We start from the raw sequence: 15,333 nt of genomic DNA, 5'->3' as shown, positions 1-15,333 counted from the left end.
TATGGAAGTCCTTCACAACCTCGCGTTTGGTTTCGAACACGCACTGACATGGCAGAACCTGCTGTATTGCGCCATCGGCTGCACGGTGGGCACGCTCATCGGGCTGCTGCCCGGCTTGGGACCTTTGTCCACCATCAGCCTGTTGCTGCCCCTGACCTATTCCATTCCTACTGGCGGCGCGCTCATCATGCTCGCCGGGATTTATTACGGGGCCCAATACGGTGACAGCGTAAGCGCCATCACCATGAAGATTCCCCACGCCAGCAGCATCGTCGCCTGTATAGACGGCTACCAGATGACGCTCAAGGGCAAAACGGGCCTGGCCTTGTTCACCGCCGGTGTGTCAAGCTTTATCGGCGGCACGGTGGCCATTGTGGTGCTGTCCACCATGGCACCCGCGCTCGGCGAAGTCGGCTTTCTGTTTGGCCCTGCCGACTACTGCGCGCTGATGCTGCTGGGCTTTTTCTGCGTGAGTTTTGTCAGCAGCGGCAGCCTGCTCAACGGCCTGGCCATGGCCATGGTCGGCGTGCTCCTCGGCATGGTCGGCACCGACGTGAACAGCGGCGTGGCGCGCTACACCATGAACCTGCCCTTCCTGATGGATGGGGTCGGCCTGATCAGCATTGCGCTGGGTTGCTTCGGCATTGCGGAGGTCGTGAAAAACCTCGACAACAAAAATGTGCTCACACCGTTTAACGGCAAGATCAAGCTCATGCCGACCTGGCCCGAGTTCAAGCGCATCATCCCGAGCGCCCTGCGCGGCAGCGTGATCGGCTCCATCCTGGGCATCCTGCCCGGCGGCGGCCCCACCATCGCGCAGTTTGCAGCCTACGCGGCCGACAAGAAATTCAGCAAATACAAGCACGAGATCGGCACTGGCTGCATCGAAGGCGTGGCCGGACAAGCGGCGGCCGACGAAGCCGCGGCCCGCACCAGCTTTATCCCGCTCATGGCCATCGGCATTCCCGAGAACGCCGTCATGGCGCTGATGATGGCCGCCTTCGTGGTCAAGGGCATACAGCCCGGCCCCAACATGATCGCCACCCACCCCGACCTGTTCTGGGGCCTGGTGGCCAGCATGTGGATAGGCAATTGTTTCCTGCTTATCCTCAACGTACCCCTGGTGCGCTACTGGCTGTCGGTTTTCAAGATTCCCTACACCGTGCTATTTCCCGCGATTCTCTTTTTCTGCTGCATCGGCACTTACAGCATCAACAACAGCCTGGACGACATCTACACCACCGCCGTCTTCGGCCTGATTGGCTACCTGTTTCTGCGTCTGGACATGGAAGCTGCGCCACTGCTGCTGGGCTTCATCCTGGGCCCCATGCTGGAGGAGAACTTCCGCCGCGCCATGCTGCTGAGCCGGGGTAGCTTCAACGTCTTCGTCAACCGCCCGATCAGCGGCACCTTGCTGGCGGTCATTGGCACGCTGGTCGTGTGGCAGGTGGTGGTCTTTGCCCGGAAGTTGATGAAATCACCAGACCACGTGATTCATGCAAGCGCAAGTACACCTGCGGCGCCTGTACCGGTAGCCAGCGGGGAATAACGCCAGACCTGCAAGCAAGCCCCTTGAACCCTCGCGAGCCGGGTTTGAGGGGTTTTGTTCATACCGCCACTGTGTTGAAATGAGCCTTCCCTTCAGGAGGCATCCCCCATGAACCGCAGACTCTTCATCCAGGCCGGCGCCCTTGGCTCCCTTGCGCTTGTTGCTCCTTTTTTGATAGCTTCTCGCGCACAGTCAGCGGGGGCTGCAGGCACAAAACGCCAGGGAATCGTGATCCAGGTCAGCGACAACGATCCGGCCAAATGGAACCTGGCACTGAACAATGCCAAAAACCTGCAGGACGACGTGGGCGCCGCCAATGTCGACATTGAGATCGTTGCCTACGGCCCCGGCATTGGCATGCTCAAACTCGAGTCCCCCACCGGTTCACGCATCGCCGACGCCGGCAAAGCCGGCATCAAGGTGACCGCCTGCGAAAACACCATGCGCGGCCAGAAGCTCACAAAGGACGACATGCTCACGGGCATCAGCTATGTACCCGCCGGCGTGACCGAGATCATGAAGAAGCAGCATGAGGGCTGGGCCTACCTGAGGCCCTAATGCCTGGAATCATGGGATCCGGCACCGGGTCGGGCAGCGGCAACGGATCTGCGGCAGCGCCTCTGCGCTCCTATAATCGGCTCATTGCGGGTGTAGTTCAATGGCAGAACTTTTGCTTCCCAAGCAAATAGCGTGGGTTCGATTCCCATCACCCGCTCCATCCAGATGCAGCGCTGACCAGCAGGCGACCGAATAAGGAACCAGATTTCCATTATTTACTTGCTTTTTAGGCCTCTAGCCCTTGCTTGGCGAGCGCAATCAGCTTCGGGTCTATTCGGGCTTTATGCCCGATGCAGCGATCGCCTTCGCCAGGCGTTCGTTTTCGCCGAGGATCGCACGGCCGTAGTCGGCCGGGTTGCTGCCGATAGCCTCTATGCCGGCGTTGTTGAGCATGACAACGACGTCCGGCGACCTGGCGATCTGCGCCATCTCCGTGCTGATGCGCTGGATGGCGCCCGGCGGTGTGCCGGTGGCCGCCAGCACGCCGACAATCGACGCAAAGTCAAAGCCCGAAATGGTTTCCGCAATCGCCGGTACGTCGGGTTCCTGGCTGGAGCGCTGCGCCGCATTGGTGGCCAGGAGCTTGACCTGCCCGCTCTTCACAAACCCCGCCAGCGACGGCAACGCCGAAAACAGCACCTCGACTTGCCCGCCGACCAAGGCGGGCACCGACTGACCCGTGCCCTTGAACGGCACATGCGTAATTTGCAGGCCGAGCGATGCTTTGAAGGCTTCCATGGTGAGGTGATGCGTGCTGCCAATACCCGAAGAGCCGTAATTCAGCGTGCCGGGTTTGGCCTTGGCCAGCGCGATGAATTCCTGCAGCGTATTGACCGGTACCCTGGAATGCACCGCCAGATACAGCGGCGCGCGCGCCGCCAGCGACACGGGCATGAAGTCCCGCTTGTAGTCATAGCCCAGGTTTTTGTAGAGCGCGGGATTGATGGAGAACATCGAGCCGTCTGTTACCAGGAAGGTGTAGCCGTCTTTGGGGGCATTGGCCAGTGCCTGCGCGGCCACCACGCCATTGGCGCCCGGGCGGTTGTCGACCATCACCGACTGGCCGAGTCTGTCGCCCAGCCGCTGCGCGAAGATGCGGGCCACCGTGTCGGGCAGCCCTCCGGCGGCATAGGGCACGACAAACCTGATCGACCGGGTGGGGTAGGTATTTTGGGCAAGGGCGAGCACCGGCAACAGCGTGCCGGCTGCCAGCAGAAAACCTGCCAATAGACGATGGCGAAGAAGATGAGGTCGCGGGTTCATGAAATGTCTCTTATGTTCTCTGTCCTTCACAGCGGGAAAGAAAAAGGGGCAACAAGAAGCCAGGTCGAATAAGACCGCTGACCTGGCCTTCGACATCCATTTACCAGCCATGGTACAGGCAGTGCAAGCCGCTGTCCTGCTTGCTGCCGAACCAGCCAGACGCGCGATGCGCGCAATGCTCGCTCATCACACCCTCAAGCCGCCTGCGGCGTGAGGCCTTGCAGGAGTCGGAACGCTCTGGCAAGACTGCCAGCCCGGCAAGCAACTGCGTCACAATGCCAGCTCATGACCCCTGACATGCAAAACATCATCCGGCACTGGCGTGAGGCCGTTCCCAATGACCGGCTGGCGCACCTTATCCGCGATGCATCGCGTGCCTTTCACCGGGCCCTTCAGGTGCGCCTGGCAGAGCATGGTGTGCCGTTCGGGCACTGGACCTTTCTGCGTATCCTCTGGGAGTCGGACGGCCTGACGCAAAAAGAGCTCAGCGGGCGCGCGGGCGTGATGGAACCCACTACCTTTATCGCGATAAAAGCCATGGAGTCGCTGGGTTACGTCGTACGAAAGCAACTCCCTACCAACAAGAAGAACATGTATGTGCACCTGAGTGAAAAAGGTCGCTCGCTCAAAAAGCTGCTGGTACCCCTGGCGGAAGAAACCAACAACGTCAGCATAGAAGGCATTGCGCCCGAAGACATCAAGACCACACGCAGGGTGCTGCTGGCCATGATTGAAAACCTCGCCAAGGACGAGCTGCTGCAGACGCCTCCCGCCCCCAAACGCAAAGTGAAGGCCGCACCCTCGGCGCCGGCGGTCCCGGTGGCTCCGGTCGCTCGCCGTCAGCGTGGTAAAAAAGCTGCGTCCTGAGGGCTGCGCACACGCCATCATGAATCGGTGCCCTCACCGACGTTGTGCCGGGGTATAGTTTGACCATGAACACGCCTTTTTCACGCCATGCCTCTGCGCCAGCCCTGCTGGCCGATGCCATGCGCCTGAAAGGCCGCCTCACCCCTCCCCCACCTGCCGCACCTCCGCGCAACGTGGTTGCTTCCGGCGCTTACCCGCCGGCCGCCGCCCACGTTCCCGGCTGAGTTCCAGCCGGTCCAGCTCTCCAGCCCTCGTTTGATTCAGCCACTGGCGCAGCCGCGCCACGTGCGCTCGCTGGAGCTTGTCCTTTTTTCGGCAGGTAATTTCATGATTTCAAAAAACACGGCCTGGGCCACCTTCGGCCCCACATCCCTTTTCGTTCTGCTCTGGAGCAGCGGCGCACTTTTCTCCAAACTCGGGCTGCAGCACGCCAGTCCGTTCGCGTTCCTGGCCCTTCGTTTCGTCCTGGCGCTGGGCGCGCTGCTGGCGCTGGGTTTCAGCGGCCGCCGCTGGCTGCCCGCGCCGGGCACGCGCGGGCGGGTCGCCTTGACCGGGCTTCTCATGATCGGCAGCTATTCCATCTGCCATTTGTTGGCACTGGACCACGGCCTCACGCCCGGCGTGCTGGCCACCGTGCTGGGTGTGCAGCCCATCCTGACACTGGCGTTGACGGAACGGCAGGCTTTTTCGCGGCGGCGCCTGGCCGGCCTCGGTCTGGCACTGCTCGGGCTGGTGCTGGTGGTCTATGAGAGCGTTGCCCGTGCCCACTTCACCGCCACCGGTATGGCGTTTGCCTTCGGTGCGCTGGCCTGCATGACGCTGGGCGCGATCCTGCAAAAGTCGGTACGGCAAGCGCCCCGCGAGGTGTTGCCGCTTCAGCTCGGGTGCAGCCTGTTGCTGTGCCTGCTGTTCGCACCGTTTCAGCCCATGACCGCCGACCTGAGCGCCGGCTTCTGGGTGGCCCTGGTGTGGATGGGGATTGTGATGTCTGTTGTGGCCACGCTGCTGCTGTACCGCCTGATTCACGCAGGCAATCTGGTCAATGTCACCAGCCTCTTTTATCTGGTGCCTGCCGGTACGGCGCTGCTGGACTACTTGGTGCTGGGCAACCGCCTGGCGCCCTGGAGCCTGGCGGGCATGCTGGCGATCCTGCTCGGACTGGTGCAGGTCTTCCGCACGCCGGGGCAGCGCGCCATCGCACGCTGAAGATGCCAGGCGGCGGCTGTAAGGCCGCCGCCTGGCTTGGGTGTCAAATCAGCGGCACACCCGTCTTGGCCTGCAAGGTTTCGCGCGTGACGCCGGGCGCCAGCTCCACCAATTTGAGGCCTTCGGGCGTCACGTCCATCACGGCCAGGTCGGTGATTATGCGGTCCACCACGCCGACACCCGTCAGGGGCAGGGTGCATTGCGGCAGGATTTTCATGTCTTCGGTGCCGTCTTTCTTTTTGGCCACGTGTTCCATCAGCACGATCACACGCTTCACGCCTGCGACCAGGTCCATTGCGCCGCCCATGCCCTTGACCATCTTGCCCGGAATCATCCAGTTGGCAAGGTCACCTTTTTCACTGACCTGCATCGCGCCCAGAATCGACAAATTGATCTTGCCGCCACGAATCATCGCGAAGCTCTCGTGGCTGCCGAAAATGGATGAGCCCTTGATGGTGGTCACGGTTTGCTTGCCGGCGTTGATCACGTCGGCATCCACTTCGTCTTCGGTGGGAAAGGGGCCGATGCCCAGCATGCCGTTTTCCGACTGCAGCCACACTTCCTTGTCACCGGTGAAGTTGGCCACCAGCGTCGGGATGCCGATGCCGAGGTTCACGTAAAAACCGTCTTCGAGTTCCTGGGCGGCACGCGCCGCCATCTGGTCTTGGGTCCACGGCATATCAGGCTCCTGCTTTCACGGCGGGTTTTTCGGTGAGGGTTCTTTTTTCAATGCGTTTTTCGGGATTTGCATTTAGAACGATGCGGTGGACATAAATCCCTGGCAGATGAATGTCGTCAGGTGCGAGTTCACCGATTTCGACAACCTTCTCCACCTCGACGATGCAGATCTTGCCGGCCATCGCAGCGGCCGGGTTGAAATTGCGGGCCGTCAGGTTAAACCGCAGGTTGCCGGATTTGTCGGCCGTATGGGCCTTGACCAACGACACGTCCGGCACCAGCGAGCGCTCCATCACATAGGTCTCGCCGTCAAATTCACGCAGTTCCTTGCCGTCGGCCACTTGCGTGCCCACGCCGGTCTTGGTGAAGAACGCCGGAATGCCTGCGCCGCCGGCGCGCAGCTTTTCAGCCAGCGTGCCTTGCGGTGTGAAGTCCAGCTCCAGCTCGCCCGCCAGGTATTGGCGCTCGAACTCCTTGTTTTCGCCCACGTAGCTGGAGATCATTTTCTTGATCTGCCGCGTTTGCAGCAGCTTGCCGAGGCCGAAGTCGTCGACGCCCGCGTTGTTGGAGATCACGGTCAGGTTCTTGACCTGGCTGTCGCGCAAGGCCTCGATCAGCGCTTCGGGGATACCGCACAGGCCAAAGCCGCCGACGGCCATCAGCTGGCCGTCCTTGACGACGCCCTTGAGGGCCTCCGCGGCGGAAGGGAAAAGTTTTTTCACAAATAGTCTCCTTGTGTCGTAGCGCTGGCGAATGCCAATAGCATCCAGTACGATACTACTTATCAAGTTACGTAGTTTTCCGTAAAGGTAAGTACCGTGGAAGTCGATTACCAGCTCGCATTCGATCTGGCACCCGTGGGGCTGGTGCTGTCCCGCAACCGGTCGATTGTGGACTGCAACCAGCATTTGTGCGAAATGTTTGGCGCGACGCGCGAGCAGCTCGTGGGCCAGTCCTTCCTGGTTCTTTACCCGAGCGCGGACGAGTACGAGCGCATCGGCGCGCGCATGATCCCGATCCTCAATGCCAAAGGCCTTTACGCCGACGACCGCATCATGAAACGTGTGGACGGCCGCAACAAAGGCGAGACCTTCTGGTGCCACGTGACCGGCCGGGCACTCAACCGAAGCGCGCCGCACGAAGCCGGCATCTGGACTTTTGAAGACCTCAGTTCGCGCCGCCCCGTCACGGCCGAGCTCACCGCGCGCGAACGCGAGGTGGCGGCGCACCTGATGGACGGCATGACTTCCAAGGAGATTGGCCGGGCCCTCGTGATCAGCCACCGCACCGTCGAAATTTACCGCGCGCGCCTGATGCGAAAGTACAAGGCGTCCACCACGGCCGACCTGGTGCACCGGCTCATGGCCGGCTCCTGAACGCACAGGTGCTACGTTTTATATAGCGCCTTGCGCTCTCTGCCAAAGGGCTGCAGGGGGTTTTACTATAAAACCGCGCGCTGGTCCGCACCGGCCAGTTGATCAAACGGCAAAGCCTGCTTCACGAGGATCACCGTGCAGGGCGCTGCCATGGCCACCTTGATCGGGACGGTCGCCAGCAGGCGCTGCATCTGCAGGCCGTGCGTGGCAGCGCCCATCACGATCATGCTGACGTGGTTGCCCTGGGCGTAGTGCAGCAGCGCTTGGGCGACATCGCCCGACTCGATGACGTGAAAAGACATCGTCTGCGTATCCAGTTGCAAGGGCTGCGCCCACTGCCTCAGCATGCCCAGGTAGCGCCGGTGCACAGTGGTCTCGCTGGTGTCCGAATCGTGGCCCGGCGTTTCCGCCGGATCAATCACCGTGACGCAGGCCAGCCGCGCGCGCAGCGTGGTGCCCAGCACCCGCGTCACCGCGCGCCGCAGCGAATACAGCGTTGCATCACTCACGTCCCGGTAAGGCACCGCCACCATGATGATGGGCGCCGCGTCAATCTGCCGTGAAGGCAGCGGGCTGGGTTGGTAGTCTTTACCCGCGGCGCGCCACCATCGCCTGAAGTGCACCCAAAAGCCCGTGGCTTGCAAGCGCCGTCCCAGAGCCGTCACGGCAATCTGCGCCGGGTCCGAGAGATCCAGCGCCAGGTGCGCGGCCGAGGCGTAGCGGCGGTCGGCTTCGTTCTGCAGGCAATGCAAAATCACTTCCTGCAGCCACTCGGGCAAGTCGGGGCGCAAGGCGCGTGGCGGCACCGGGTCCATCCACAGGCGCTGGCGCAGGCCGCCGCGCGTCTGCGGGTTGCCAAACGGCAGGCTGCGCGTGGCCAGCTCGTACAACATCACGCCGATGGCAAAGATGTCGCTGCGCGGGTCGCCGCGCACGCCCACCACCTGTTCGGGTGCCATCCAGCTCGGAGACCCGACGGCGGGGCGCAGCTCTTCGGCCAGCAGGTCCGGGTAATGCGCGTGGCAAGACAGCCCAAAGTCCAGCAGCACGGCAATGCCGTCAGGGCGCAGCAACACGTTGGCAGGCTTCAGGTCGAGGTGGCAGGCGTCCTGCAAATGCAGGCTGTGCACCGCCTGGGCCACCGCCGCCCCCACGCGCGCGATCTCTTCCGCAGGCATTGGCGCAGCGGTTTCATCCAGGAGTTGCTGCAGAGTACGGCCCAGGACGTATTCCATGACCAGGTAAGGCAGCTTTTCCAGGTCGCCTGAGGCCACCAGCCGCGGCACGTGCGGCCCCGTCAGCACCGAGAGCAATTGCAGCTCGACTTCGAAACCCACGATGTTTTCGGCCCCGTCGCCGGGGGTCATGCGCGGCACCTTCATCACCATCGGAAAAGGCGCGCTGTGCAACGCGTCGGCATAACCCACCTGGTAAATATGGGCCATGCCGCCGGCATGCAGGCATTCGCCGACCACAAACCCGTCTACCAAGGTGCCGGGCGCCATGCGCCTCACAAGCCGACCTCCAGCCGGTGCGCAAAATGCTCGGGCAGGCCGGCGGCCCGTATGTCCGCTGCAGCGGCCAGGTGGTCATACGCCACGCGGTGAAAAGTCAGCTCCGCCTGCACAGGATCAAACAGCGCATACATGGCTTTGGTATTGCCATCGCGTGGCTGGCCCACGGACCCCACCGTGGCGATCCAGCGGCGGTGCGCCGGCACCGGAATCGTGACCCCCGGCGTGGGCTCAAAGCGCATCAACCCCTGCCCCGCCCCGCGAAAATAAAGCGTCTGGTGGTGTACGTGGCCGCAAAACACATAGCGCACATCGGGGTCCAGGCACGCAGCGTCAAGGCTGGCTTCGGCGCGGCGTTCGTTGTCAACGTAATGCCAGCGCGTGGGGTCATCGGCACTGGCATGCACCAGGTACGCGGCGTCGAGGGTGGCGGCCAGAGGCAAGGCCGCCAGAAAATCCAGCGCATCCCTGCCGAGCCGTTCGTGCGTCCAGGCGGCGCCGCTTTGGTCGAGCGAACGCGCCTGCACCGGCGGCGTCACGGTATGCACGTCATGGTTGCCTTTGAGCACGATGGCGCCTTCATGCGCCAGGTCGCGAATCCGTTGCACCACTTCGGCGGGCTGCGGGCCGTAACCCACAAGGTCTCCCAGCACGGCGTAGCGCCCTGCGCCCTGCAGGCTGGCATGGGCCAGACAGGCCTCCAGCGCACGCAGATTGGCATGCACATCGGACAGCAAAGCGATTTTCATCATGGACACCCATTGTCGGGCTCGCCGCGAACTGAGCAAGCCCCGCTCCAGTTTGCACCAGATCATCGGCCTCAGGTTCGACACGAAACTTACCCCAAGCGCCACCGGAGCTGGCCGCCTGGATAAAATTGTGGTCGGCAACCGCTACTGAATTCATAGCTGCTTGCGCACGCCCCGCCTGGGCTGCAGGGCTAAATCATCTTCAATCTGGTCATTAACTGTTCTTAATCGCCTTTAATCACCTATTCCGACATGCATATCCGGCCCTACACCCCGTCAGACGCCGTGGCGATTGCACAGCTCTTCACCGATGCGGTGCATGGCCTGGCGGCCAGCCACTACGACGCCGTGCAGCGCGAGGCCTGGGCGCCTCGCCCGCCTGATTTCGACCAATGGAAGGCGCGGCTTGAGCCCCTGCAGATCCTGGTAGCGCAAGAAGAAAGAAAAGGAGAAGGCGCCTTGCTGCTGGGATTCGTTGGCTATGAAACCAACGGTCATATTGACCTTTTGTTCACCTCGCCCGCTGCGGCGCGCCAAGGTGTCGCCTCACAACTTTATGGCCGTGCCGAAACCGCGCTGAGCGCTCTGGGGGTGCAGCGGTGCTTCACGGAAGCCAGCCTGGTCAGCCGTCTTTTTTTTGAACGCCAAGGCTATGGGGTGCAGGAGGAGCAATGCGTGGAGCGGCGCGGCGCCCTGCTTCGCCGCTTCGCCATGACCAAGATGCTGGGTTCCGGCGTTTAAACGCGGCCTCCCCTACTGCCTCAGGTAGCGCCGGGCTCAGTTTCGTGGCGAATGGTTTCACGCGTACGCTGATGGTCGCGCAGCTTCCCGAGGGTATGGTCCAGCACGCGCTTGAGCTTTTCACTTGCGCCGCGAAAGGCTTCGTCCTGGCTGGGCGCATGGTGGTTCACCGCCAGCGGCTCATGGTGCGAGAGCCGGGCTTCCATCACGCAACGTTTTTGGTCCGGGCCGATCTTATCGCTGTTTTCGTCGCTCATGTGGACTTCAATGCGGGTGATGTCGCCCTTGAAACGGCTCAGGGACGCGTTGAGTTCGCTGCTGGCCCAGCGCTCAAATGATTCGCCGGTATGGATGGTGTGATTGGAATTGACTTGGATTTGCATGGGTGTTTTTTCCTTTCAAAAACGGTTGCAGCGAAAAGGCCGGAGGCCGGGCTGCCGGCAGCCGCCAGATGGCGACTGGAAAGTTCATTGTGCGCCCCACACAGATACTGGCGTGTAGTCCTGCTCCCCACCCTGAAGTAAGGGCGGTTTTTCCGGCCCGATTGGCTGCATGCCGTCAGTTGGCGGCTGCGGGCCTGATTCGCACCACGCCGGGCGAACGCTTCCCGCTATGAATTCAATAGCTGCTTGCGCCCGGCCTGTCTCGCTCAGGGGTCCAAAGTATCCTTATCCACCAGGGTTTTGAACATGACAAACGCATCCACCAGGCCCAGCCGCTGATGCCTGAAGGCCTGGGGCAAGGTGGCCACTATGTCAAATCCCAGCCGTCGCCACAGCCGCACCGCCCGCTCGTTGGTCGACACCACCAGGTTGAACTGCATCGCCAGAAAGCCCATGGCCCGGGCCTCGCGCTGCGAATGCTCGCACATTGCCGACGCCAGGCCCTGGCCTTGCGCTTCGGGCGCCACGACATATCCGCAATTGCAGACATGGGAGCCCAGTCCGGGCTGGTTGGGTTTGAGGACATAGGTGCCGAGTAGCCGCCCCTGGCCGGCATCGCCCTCGCGCAAGACATAGGTCGCGCGCGGCGCGTCCAGCCAGGCGGCACGAATCTCGGCTTCGGTGCTTTCGGGCGCAAACGCATAGGTGTCGCCGCCCTGGAAGGTGGCGTGCAACAGTGTCCAGACTTCGGGCCAGTCAGCCTCGGTGCATAGCCTGATCAGGTAGGGGCTGGTCATGCACGCGGCGCGTCCACCACTTCAGCCGCCGTTCTGAAAGCCTCCACCGCAGCGGGCAAGCCGCAATAGATGCTGGCGTGCAGCAGCACCTCCTGCAATTGCTCAGGCGTCACGCCGTTGTTGAGCGCACCGCGCACATGGCCCTTGAGTTCGTGCTGCTTGCCCAGCGCGGTCAGCATGGCCACCGTGATGAGGCTGCGCGTCTTGAGGTCCAGGCCCGGCCGCTGCCAGACATCGCCCCAGGCATTGCGGGTGATGAAGTGCTGAATGGGCAGGGAAAAATTCGTCGCCTTGCCGAAGGCGTTGGCCACAAAGTCTTCACCCATCACCTGTTTGCGGGTGGCCAGGCCTTTGTCGAAATCCTTGTCGTCCTGGCCAGGGTTTTCAGCGGCGTTTCGGGTACTTCCAGTGGGAACGGTCACGGTGTGCTCCGGAAAAATTCCGAGGATAGTGCAAATGAAAAAAGCCCGCCACGGTCTTCACCGCGACGGGCCCGGGATCACGCCGGTCAGGCCAGTGCAGGCCAGTGCAGGCCAGCTCAGATTAGGCCAGGTCGAAACGGTCCAGGTTCATCACCTTGGTCCAGGCGGCCACGAAGTCACGCACAAACACCTGCTCCGAGTCGCTGCAGGCATAGACCTCCGCAATGGCGCGGAGCTGCGAGTTCGAGCCAAAGACGAGGTCAATCACGGTACCCGTCCACTTGATCTCGCCGGTCATGCGGTCGCGCCCTTCAAGCACGCCTTCGTCAGTGGCGGACTTCTGCCACTTGGTGCGCATGTCGAGCAGGTTCACAAAGAAGTCGTTGGTGAGCGCTTCGTTGCGCTTCGTGAAAACGCCATGCCCAACGTCGGCATGGAGGGCGCGCAGGCCGCCCACCAAAACGGTCAGCTCGGGCGCGGTCAGTGTCAGCAGGTTGGCGCGGTCCACCAGATGCTCTGCCGCCGACCCGTGCTGGCCCTTTCGGCTGTAGTTACGGAACCCGTCGGTGGTGGGCTCCAGCACGGCGAACGCTTCCACATCGGTCTGCTCTTGTGACGCATCGGTGCGCCCCGGCGAGAACGGAACCGTGACGTCATGCCCGGCCTTCTTCGCAGCAGCCTCGACAGCTGCACAGCCGCCCAGGACGATCAGGTCGGCCATCGACACCTTCTTGCCGCCGGACTGTGCGCCGTTGAATTCCTTTTGCACCGCTTCCAGCGCCTTCAGCACCTTGGCCAGTTCGGCCGGCTGGTTCACCTCCCAATCCTTCTGCGGCGCCAGGCGAATGCGTGCGCCGTTGGCGCCGCCGCGCTTGTCGCTGCCGCGGTAGGTGGAGGCCGAGGCCCAGGCCGTGCGCACCAGTTGGGCAATGGACAACCCCGACGCGAGGACTTTGGCCTTCAGTGCCGCAATGTCGTTCTCTCCGACCAGTTCATGGTCGACGGCGGGCAGCGGGTCCTGCCAGAGCAGCTGGCCTTTTGGAACGAGCGGGCCGAGGTAGCGTGCGGCCGGGCCCATGTCGCGGTGCGTGAGCTTGTACCAGGCCTTGGCGAAAGCGTCGGCAAACTCCTGCGGGTTGGCCATAAAACGCCGCGAGATTTTTTCGTAGGCCGGGTCCATGCGCATGGCCATATCGGCCGTGGTCATCATGGGCGCATGGCGCAGTGACGGGTCGTGGGCATCGGGCACGGTACCCGCCGCAGCCGTGTTTTTGGGCGTCCACTGGTGGGCTCCGGCGGGACTCTTTGTCAGCTCCCACTCGTAGCCGAACAGGTTTTCGAAGTAGCCGTTGTCCCACTTGACCGGGTTGTTGGTCCATGCACCTTCAATGCCGCTGGTGACGGTGTGGACACCATGGCCGGCGCCAAAGGTATTCGTCCAGCCGAAACCCTGGTCTTCCAGAGTGCCGCCTTCGGGCTCGGGGCCCACATACTGGCCGGGGTCGGCCGCGCCGTGGGCCTTGCCGAAGGTGTGGCCCCCGGCGGTCAGCGCCACGGTTTCCTCGTCGTTCATGGCCATGCGGGCGAAGGTTTCGCGGATGTCGCGCGCGGAACCCAGTGGATCCGGTTTGCCGTTCGGGCCTTCAGGGTTGACGTAGATCAGGCCCATTTGCACGGCGCCCAGCGGTTTTTCCAGGTCGCGGTCGCCGGTGTAGCGCTTGTCGCCCATCCACTCGGCCTCAGGGCCCCAGTAAATCTGCTCCGGCGCCCAGACGTCGGGGCGGCCGCCGGCGAAGCCGTAAGTCTTGAATCCCATCGATTCCATGGCCACCGTGCCCGCAAGCACCATCAAGTCGGCCCAGGAGAGCTTGCGGCCGTACTTCTGCTTGATGGGCCACAACAGGCGGCGTGCCTTGTCCAGGTTGCCGTTATCAGGCCAGCTGTTGAGCGGTGCAAAACGCTGGGTGCCTGAGCCCGCGCCGCCACGCCCGTCGGCGATGCGGTAGGTGCCTGCGCTGTGCCAGGCCATGCGCACAAAAAATGGACCGTAGTGACCGTAATCGGCAGGCCACCAGTCTTGCGAGTCCGTCATGAGCTCAGTCAGGTCCTTGACCACGGCATGCAGGTCCAGCGTCTTGAATTCCTCGGCGTAATTGAAGGCCTGGCCCATAGGGTCAGACAAGGGCGAATTCTGGTTCAGCATGCTGAGGTTCAGCTGGTTGGGCCACCAATCCGCGTTCGCCCTGGCGCCGGCCAGTGAATGTTTGCGGGCGCCGCCCGAGAAGGGACACGTGCCTTCGCTTTGCGTTATTTGATCAGCCATGATGGGTTCCTTTTTTTGAAATGATGGATGCTGCCGATAACCCCTGAAATAGCTCGTACGACTACCTGAGGGGATTCCCCTGCCCCGCTCCAGGACCGAACAGTGAGAACCTGACATGCAGTCTAGGTTTCGCCTGAGAATACACAAAGACAATTAAAGGTATTCATTTCATAGTTTTTATCAATAGCCCGGCTTTCATGGGTGAAGAGGCAAGGCCTTGCAGTACGCTTGCGACGAGACAGTGACCCATTCATCGACCAAGCCCTCGAAGGAAAACCCATGAACAGTCAGCGTGACGCCACGGCCGCGCGGTATCCCGCGCCCGAGTTGAAGGACCTACCGGAAGACATCAGGACCAAAGTGCTGGAAGTGCAGGAAAAGGCCGGCTTTGTGCCCAACGTGTTTCTGGCACTGGCCCGCCGCCCGGCCGAGTGGCGCGCATTTTTTGCGTACCACGATGCACTGATGCTCAAGGAGGAAGGCTCCAACCCCACGGGCACGCTGACCAAGGGTGAGCGCGAAATGATCGTGACCACCACCAGCGCGGCCAACAACTGCCTGTACTGTGTGGTGGCGCACGGCGCTATCTTGCGCATTTACGAAAAGAAACCGCTGGTAGCCGACCAGGTGGCGGTGAACTACCGCAAGGCCGACATCACACCGCGCCAGCGCGCCATGCTCGACTTCGCGATGAAAGTCTGCCTGCAGGCCGACCAGATTGAAAACGCGGACTTCGAAGCGCTGTACGGCCACGGCTTTGACGATGAAGACGCCTGGGACATCGCGGCGATCACGGCGTTCTTTGGCCTCTCGAACCGCATGGCGAGCTTCAGCAACATGCAGCCCAACCCCGAGTTCTACCTGATGGGGCGTGTGCCCAAGCCGCCCAAGCCCGCCTGACCCTTGC

The 15,333-nt window shown here is 62.3% G+C and carries 19 protein-coding genes and 1 tRNA gene; 10 read left to right on the top strand and 10 right to left on the bottom strand.

What is annotated here, in order from left to right:
• Nucleotide 1 precedes the first annotated feature (1 nt).
• From ABI546_RS01740 to ABI546_RS01730, 3 genes are all read left to right on the top strand, one after another.
• Nucleotides 2–1,549, top strand: coding sequence for a tripartite tricarboxylate transporter permease (locus ABI546_RS01740; RefSeq protein ID WP_348043480.1), 1,548 nt, complete (start codon nt 2–4; stop codon nt 1,547–1,549).
• Between the two features lie 108 nt (nt 1,550–1,657).
• A complete protein-coding gene (locus tag ABI546_RS01735) occupies nt 1,658–2,107 on the top strand; it encodes a DsrE family protein (protein WP_348043478.1) in 450 nt (149 codons plus the stop codon).
• A gap of 86 nt (nt 2,108–2,193) precedes the next feature.
• Nucleotides 2,194–2,267, top strand: a tRNA-Gly gene (locus ABI546_RS01730).
• 110 nt (nt 2,268–2,377) lie between these two features.
• Here ABI546_RS01730 and ABI546_RS01725 read toward each other — a convergent pair.
• Both ABI546_RS01725 and ABI546_RS01720 read right to left on the bottom strand, forming a co-directional pair.
• Nucleotides 2,378–3,370: a tripartite tricarboxylate transporter substrate binding protein gene (locus tag ABI546_RS01725; protein WP_348043476.1), complete on the bottom strand. Its 993-nt coding sequence runs from the start codon at nt 3,368–3,370 to the stop codon at nt 2,378–2,380.
• A 100-nt stretch (nt 3,371–3,470) separates the two neighbouring features.
• Nucleotides 3,471–3,644 carry a hypothetical protein gene (locus ABI546_RS01720; protein WP_348043474.1) on the bottom strand — a complete coding sequence of 58 codons (174 nt, stop codon included), beginning with the start codon at nt 3,642–3,644 and terminating at the stop codon, nt 3,471–3,473.
• A gap of 11 nt (nt 3,645–3,655) precedes the next feature.
• On the opposite strand from ABI546_RS01720, the gene ABI546_RS01715 reads away from it, so the two are divergent.
• From ABI546_RS01715 to ABI546_RS01705, 3 genes are all read left to right on the top strand, one after another.
• Nucleotides 3,656–4,237 carry a MarR family transcriptional regulator gene (locus ABI546_RS01715; protein ID WP_348043472.1) on the top strand — a complete coding sequence of 194 codons (582 nt, stop codon included), beginning with the start codon at nt 3,656–3,658 and terminating at the stop codon, nt 4,235–4,237.
• A gap of 65 nt (nt 4,238–4,302) precedes the next feature.
• Nucleotides 4,303–4,461, top strand: coding sequence for a hypothetical protein (locus ABI546_RS01710; protein ID WP_348043470.1), 159 nt, complete (start codon nt 4,303–4,305; stop codon nt 4,459–4,461).
• Nucleotides 4,462–4,564: 103 nt separating this feature from the next.
• Nucleotides 4,565–5,443, top strand: a complete 879-nt coding sequence (locus tag ABI546_RS01705) for a DMT family transporter (RefSeq protein ID WP_348043468.1) — start codon at nt 4,565–4,567, stop codon at nt 5,441–5,443.
• Nucleotides 5,444–5,486: 43 nt separating this feature from the next.
• Here ABI546_RS01705 and ABI546_RS01700 read toward each other — a convergent pair whose 3' ends face one another.
• Nucleotides 5,487–6,122 (bottom strand): 3-oxoacid CoA-transferase subunit B, encoded by a 636-nt coding sequence (locus ABI546_RS01700; protein WP_348043466.1) that lies wholly within the window; start codon nt 6,120–6,122, stop codon nt 5,487–5,489.
• A 1-nt stretch (nt 6,123) separates the two neighbouring features.
• Nucleotides 6,124–6,843, bottom strand: a complete 720-nt coding sequence (locus tag ABI546_RS01695; RefSeq protein ID WP_348043464.1) for a CoA transferase subunit A — start codon at nt 6,841–6,843, stop codon at nt 6,124–6,126.
• A 96-nt stretch (nt 6,844–6,939) separates the two neighbouring features.
• On the opposite strand from ABI546_RS01695, the gene ABI546_RS01690 reads away from it, so the two are divergent.
• Nucleotides 6,940–7,497, top strand: a complete 558-nt coding sequence (locus ABI546_RS01690; RefSeq protein WP_348043462.1) for a PAS and helix-turn-helix domain-containing protein — start codon at nt 6,940–6,942, stop codon at nt 7,495–7,497.
• 65 nt (nt 7,498–7,562) lie between these two features.
• Here ABI546_RS01690 and ABI546_RS01685 read toward each other — a convergent pair whose 3' ends face one another.
• Both ABI546_RS01685 and ABI546_RS01680 read right to left on the bottom strand, forming a co-directional pair.
• Nucleotides 7,563–9,011, bottom strand: coding sequence for a bifunctional serine/threonine-protein kinase/universal stress protein (locus ABI546_RS01685; RefSeq protein WP_348043460.1), 1,449 nt, complete (start codon nt 9,009–9,011; stop codon nt 7,563–7,565).
• The gene (locus tag ABI546_RS01680) at nt 9,008–9,760 is read right to left on the bottom strand and encodes a metallophosphoesterase family protein (RefSeq protein WP_348043519.1); all 753 of its coding nucleotides are present in this window, start codon (nt 9,758–9,760) and stop codon (nt 9,008–9,010) included. The genes ABI546_RS01685 and ABI546_RS01680 overlap by 4 nt, the downstream gene beginning before the upstream one ends.
• Before the next feature lies 1 nt (nt 9,761).
• On the opposite strand from ABI546_RS01680, the gene ABI546_RS01675 reads away from it, so the two are divergent.
• Entirely contained in the window at nt 9,762–9,911 is a 150-nt protein-coding gene (locus ABI546_RS01675) for a hypothetical protein (protein WP_348043458.1), read from the top strand.
• Between the two features lie 101 nt (nt 9,912–10,012).
• Nucleotides 10,013–10,501 carry a GNAT family N-acetyltransferase gene (locus ABI546_RS01670; RefSeq protein WP_348043456.1) on the top strand — a complete coding sequence of 163 codons (489 nt, stop codon included), beginning with the start codon at nt 10,013–10,015 and terminating at the stop codon, nt 10,499–10,501.
• Between the two features lie 20 nt (nt 10,502–10,521).
• Here ABI546_RS01670 and ABI546_RS01665 read toward each other — a convergent pair whose 3' ends face one another.
• The 4 genes from ABI546_RS01665 to katG form a co-directional block, all read right to left on the bottom strand.
• Nucleotides 10,522–10,884 carry an HPF/RaiA family ribosome-associated protein gene (locus ABI546_RS01665; RefSeq protein WP_348043454.1) on the bottom strand — a complete coding sequence of 121 codons (363 nt, stop codon included), beginning with the start codon at nt 10,882–10,884 and terminating at the stop codon, nt 10,522–10,524.
• A 266-nt stretch (nt 10,885–11,150) separates the two neighbouring features.
• On the bottom strand, nt 11,151–11,681 hold the full coding sequence (locus ABI546_RS01660; protein ID WP_348043452.1) for a GNAT family N-acetyltransferase: 531 nt from the start codon (nt 11,679–11,681) through the stop codon (nt 11,151–11,153).
• A complete protein-coding gene (locus ABI546_RS01655; RefSeq protein WP_348043517.1) occupies nt 11,678–12,007 on the bottom strand; it encodes a carboxymuconolactone decarboxylase family protein in 330 nt (109 codons plus the stop codon). The genes ABI546_RS01660 and ABI546_RS01655 overlap by 4 nt, the downstream gene beginning before the upstream one ends.
• Nucleotides 12,008–12,224: 217 nt before the next feature.
• The gene (gene katG / locus ABI546_RS01650; RefSeq protein ID WP_348043450.1) at nt 12,225–14,426 is read right to left on the bottom strand and encodes a catalase/peroxidase HPI; all 2,202 of its coding nucleotides are present in this window, start codon (nt 14,424–14,426) and stop codon (nt 12,225–12,227) included.
• Between the two features lie 279 nt (nt 14,427–14,705).
• On the opposite strand from katG, the gene ABI546_RS01645 reads away from it, so the two are divergent.
• Nucleotides 14,706–15,326, top strand: coding sequence for a peroxidase-related enzyme (locus tag ABI546_RS01645; RefSeq protein WP_348043448.1), 621 nt, complete (start codon nt 14,706–14,708; stop codon nt 15,324–15,326).
• Nucleotides 15,327–15,333: the final 7 nt, after the last annotated feature.

Origin of the sequence: Polaromonas sp. (assembly GCF_039932935.1) — a bacterium.
Taxonomy (GTDB): Bacteria; Pseudomonadota; Gammaproteobacteria; order Burkholderiales; family Burkholderiaceae_C; genus Polaromonas.
Note: the sequence above shows the minus strand (reverse complement) of the source record. Positions and strands in the feature narration are given on the sequence as shown.